This window comes from Sphingobacterium sp. UBA7253, assembly GCF_002472745.1.
GTDB lineage: Bacteria > Bacteroidota > Bacteroidia > Sphingobacteriales > Sphingobacteriaceae > Sphingobacterium > Sphingobacterium siyangense.
This window is the reverse complement of the sequence record NZ_DKSP01000073.1, coordinates 50,421-54,530: the sequence shown is the minus strand read 5'-3', so window position 1 is coordinate 54,530 and position 4,110 is coordinate 50,421. Positions and strand designations below refer to the sequence as shown.

At 34.5% G+C, this 4,110-nt stretch carries 4 protein-coding genes; 2 read left to right on the top strand and 2 right to left on the bottom strand.

Annotated features, from left to right (window positions below):
- Positions 1–13 precede the first annotated feature (13 nt).
- Complete coding sequence (locus B2X72_RS07420; RefSeq protein WP_286848843.1) at positions 14–691, top strand: relaxase/mobilization nuclease domain-containing protein; 678 nt, start codon at positions 14–16, stop codon at positions 689–691.
- A 4-nt stretch (positions 692–695) separates the two neighbouring features.
- Complete coding sequence (locus tag B2X72_RS07415) at positions 696–1,370, top strand: hypothetical protein (protein WP_099372533.1); 675 nt, start codon at positions 696–698, stop codon at positions 1,368–1,370.
- Positions 1,371–1,634: 264 nt separating this feature from the next.
- Here B2X72_RS07415 and B2X72_RS07410 read toward each other — a convergent pair whose 3' ends face one another.
- Both B2X72_RS07410 and B2X72_RS07405 read right to left on the bottom strand, forming a co-directional pair.
- Entirely contained in the window at positions 1,635–3,608 is a 1,974-nt protein-coding gene (locus B2X72_RS07410; RefSeq protein ID WP_099372531.1) for an AAA family ATPase, read from the bottom strand.
- Positions 3,608–4,110, bottom strand: a 503-nt coding sequence (locus B2X72_RS07405) for a hypothetical protein (RefSeq protein WP_286848839.1), incomplete at its 5' end; no start/stop codon positions are given. The genes B2X72_RS07405 and B2X72_RS07410, both read right to left, overlap by 1 nt.

The following is a 4,110-nucleotide window of genomic DNA, read 5'->3' as shown; positions in this document are numbered from 1 at the left end:
AGTATAGTGCGGAATATGCACTAAGCGTTATTTATCAAAATTAGATATTAGGGATACCCAATGCTTAATGGTGCGCCACCACGACCGCCAACATGATCATATCCATATTATTTTTAATCGGGTAAACGATCATGGCAAAACTATCTCCAATAGCAATCAGCGGTATAAGAGCTTTAAAGCTTGTAAAGAATTAAATGCATTATATGGCTTTAAGCAGTCCGAAGGAAAACGAAATGTCAACAGAGGTAGACTGAAAGGTAATAATCTAACGAAATACCAAATTTACGACACCGTCAAGGCAGGCATACGACACAGTAAAAACTGGAAGGAACTACAAAATTATATCCGTTACAGAGGTGTGGAAATGCAGTTTAAATATAGATTGGGGTCGGATGAGGTTCAAGGTATTTCGTTCATCAAAGATGAACAGACATTTCGGGGTTCTGCCATAGACCGCTCATTGAGCTTCGGACAGATCGACAAGGCTTTAAATAGCATAGATAATTCTATTGAACTAAATCAAATTACTGGAAGCTATGTTTCGAAGGATCATTCTATAGACAGAAATATCGGAGAAACACTTGGTCACATAACATCAGCTTTATTTTCGAACTCCGAAATTACACCAGAGCAAGATGATCCGTTGATCAAGAAAAGAAAAAAGAAAGAGAATTACGGACTAAAACGTTAATACCATGAACACAGAATTAGAAAATATACAGCAACAGGTAAGCGCATTGCAGGAAAACACAGACTTGATCACGCAGGATATTGTACGAATAATGCCTACAATTGTCTCCCTACTTTCTGAAAATGAAAAGAAAATGCAGGAATTTCATGAAATGCGAGCAAAGGATCAGGAACTACTACAACAGATCAAGCAATTTATTAAAAGAGAAAACGATGTACTATCTAAGATCATTAACGATTATGGGACACTTCAGGATGTAGCTAATGAAATCTCCACAATAACTAGACAGGAATTAGCTGTATTAACAATCAAAGAAAAAGAAATTGTTTCAAAGATAGCTGAAATTCCTGATCAGGTCATTGTAAAACATCATTACGGCATTGATCTCAAATCAACACCTCTGATCATTGTTATGATAGCATTATCTACCATTATTTCGCTAGGTCTCGGTGTTCTATACGAGAAGAACAAACAATTAGACGATAGAAAATCGTATGAAATGCGTTACCGAATGATAGAATTGGAGCTACCGCATGTAACATCGCATATCGATTCTACTTATTCTCTTAACCCTAAGAAATTCCATAATTTGGTGATTAAAAGAGAGGAAGAAAATAAACTATTAAACAGTATAGACCAAAAACGTCAGGAGATCAAAAACTTAAACAGTCCTGAATAACGGTTCTCAGCTATACGCAGGCAGGGATTTTAACCAGTGAACTTCCTACGAAGAACTGAACTTTAATTTTACTACTTTCCTGTCCTACGAAGCACGAAACCCCTGCTTGCGTATAGGTGATGTTATCGCTTCGGTGTTCTTTTTCGTTCGTTTGTTTGTCGTGCGTTTTGGCCATGCGGTTGGACAGACACACTCTTTGCCAAGTTTGGATTTTAGCGTTGGCTGGTATGGCTTGGCAATGTGTGTGGCTGTTGAGCGTTGGCATTAGTATCGTTTTAATTTATTCAAGCTATTTCCGTCAATTGTTTTTATAATTGAATACACATCTTCTTCTTTCTTACATTCTTCACCTATTTTTTTCTCAAGACCTTCTATTGTTTGAATGTAGAAATCTTTGAGAGTCAAATTTGGTGTTACAGGAGTTAGTAACTCTGATTCACCTTCGGTTGTAAAACCTACAAGTGCATACGGTCTTTTGTCATCAGGGCAATAAAAAGAAGTTGCTTTGTCTTTCGGTTCTAAGTAAAGGCAAATATTATCTAGTGGCTTAAATGAATAAATATATTCATTACCTGATATTGAAAATACTGAAAATTGTAATAATGTGTCTGTTTTGATGATTGAATCCAATCGGTACTTTTTCAGCTCAGTGATGATTTCAAACGTGTCTTGAAGCTCCCTCTTATAGTAATTTGATTTTGGGTTATAATGAGACGTTTGATTTAACGCCCTCTCTCGATACCTGTCAAGTCGTTCTAAAAGTGCTATATCAAAACCTATGTGGTTGAAAAAATCTGTACATTTCATGATTAATGTACTCAATGTTTGAGAAGTTATCGGAATGGCTTCACCATTGTCTTGTCTTAAAAATTTTGACGGAATAATTTCTCTTAAAATCTCTTCTAAGGCTGATCTCAAATTATTCCCACATGCATTATAGTCGATGTTTTCAACATCATTAAAATATTGATATGCTTTTTGCAAATAGGATTTATAGGTCGTGATTGATGGTATTCTTTTTCCATCAATCTGCGTGGCTTCATAAAGCTCAAATACTTTCCAATATTTTGAAAAAGCATTATCCAATTTGTCTTTATTATCTTCACCTTGCTTTTTTAATTCAGTAGAATGCTTAACCTTTATGTAACTTAAAGCAGATTGGAAAAACACCCTATCATGCGTCAATATGATTAGCTGATAATCCTTTAAATACTCCTCAAGAATAATAGATAAAACAACTTCACGGTTACCCATATCCAAACTGAGTAGCAAATCATCAAGGATCAGGATTTTGGGTGATTCTTTTACAAATTTCTCTTTTAAAATAGCCATTCTAATTGCTAAGGCAATTGAGGAAAGTCTGGCTTCATTAAGAAAAGTATGAACTCTCGATATTTTACTTGATACTTCGTCCAAATTTGAATCTATAAGCCAAGCTTCAAGGTAAATTTCAGGTGCAATTGTCTTTTTGTTTCTCCCTTTGTTGTGCGTATTGAATTCATTATAAGTGCAATTTTGATAATCAAATTCTATTTGAAAATCTTCCTTGAATTTGTATTTAAGGTAGTTATTGGCCGTTTCAGTTATTTTTTTGAGATAGAAGTCAAAGTCTGAATTAAATGTTGATACCAAACTTTGAAAATGGGTGTATTCTGGGTCGTAGATGCCTGGATAAGGGTCTAAACCATCTTTTAAATGATTCCACCAAACTTCAAGATTGGTGGAAACAATTGTTCCATCAATTTTAGTTAATGATGTTCTTAAATTGATGAACGGCAAAAGATGTTTTTCAAAATACCCGAAAAGCTTAACCCTGCTTTTATTGGTGAAATTGTAAATGTTAAAAATTGATTTGTAATCTATCAGGTCACTGGTAAGCGTTATTTCTTTGACAAAATCATCTGTTCTAGTATTAACAGTAGTATTGGAAATCCGTTTTACACGAGGGTCTGAAGGGTCATTCTCAAAGAGAATTTCAATGAAAGAATCTTCATCATCATTAGCGTAACGATTCTTTAAACTCTCCTCGCTTTTTGTTATAGGTAAAAAATATTTTTGAACTTGCCTAACATCAGTTTTGAATACACTTTGAAAAAATGTGTACAAAGCCCAATAAATAGAGCTTTTTCCACTTCCGTTTTCACCGTAAAGCAGAATGTGTTTTCGTTCAAAGTCAAGTTTCCTTTTTCCGTAAAAGAACTTGAAGTTTTCTAGAGTGATTTCCTTAATTCTATACATCACTTAGCCGCTTTAATCGGCATTACAATATCTGCCAGTTTGATGTCCATTAATTTCAGGTTGTTGCGGATTTCATTGTCTTTCTCTCGCAACTTTTGATAAGCACGGTGGATGATTTCAATCTGTTCTGACTGAGGCTTTCCTTCTATGCTCTCAAAATCCCGTTCTGCATATTTGATAAATTCAATACCCGCTTTTTCAAAGTCCTCTTTAAAGTACAACTCCATCACCATAGCATCTATTACTTCTTCAAAAAGTTGGGCAATGTGGGAGTTGGGGACGTGTTTATCAAAATCTTTGAATTTGTTTGTTGCTAAGGTATATGTGCATATATTATCAAATATCGATTGAATGGACTGATTGGCTTGTTTAATAGGTATTTTACGGAGGAAAGTTAATTTTACTTGTGCAAAAACTTTACCTTGCTCTTGAATTAGTAGGCTGTACATATAGTTACCTACCCCTGAATTCAGTATACATAGTAAATATTTTAAATTATATG

Coding starts and splice junctions, on each gene's coding strand:
- B2X72_RS07410 (WP_099372531.1), bottom strand. CDS start 3,608: ATGTATAGAATTAAGGAAATCACTCTAGAAAACTTCAAGTTCTTTTAC.
- B2X72_RS07415 (WP_099372533.1), top strand. CDS start 696: ATGAACACAGAATTAGAAAATATACAGCAACAGGTAAGCGCATTGCAG.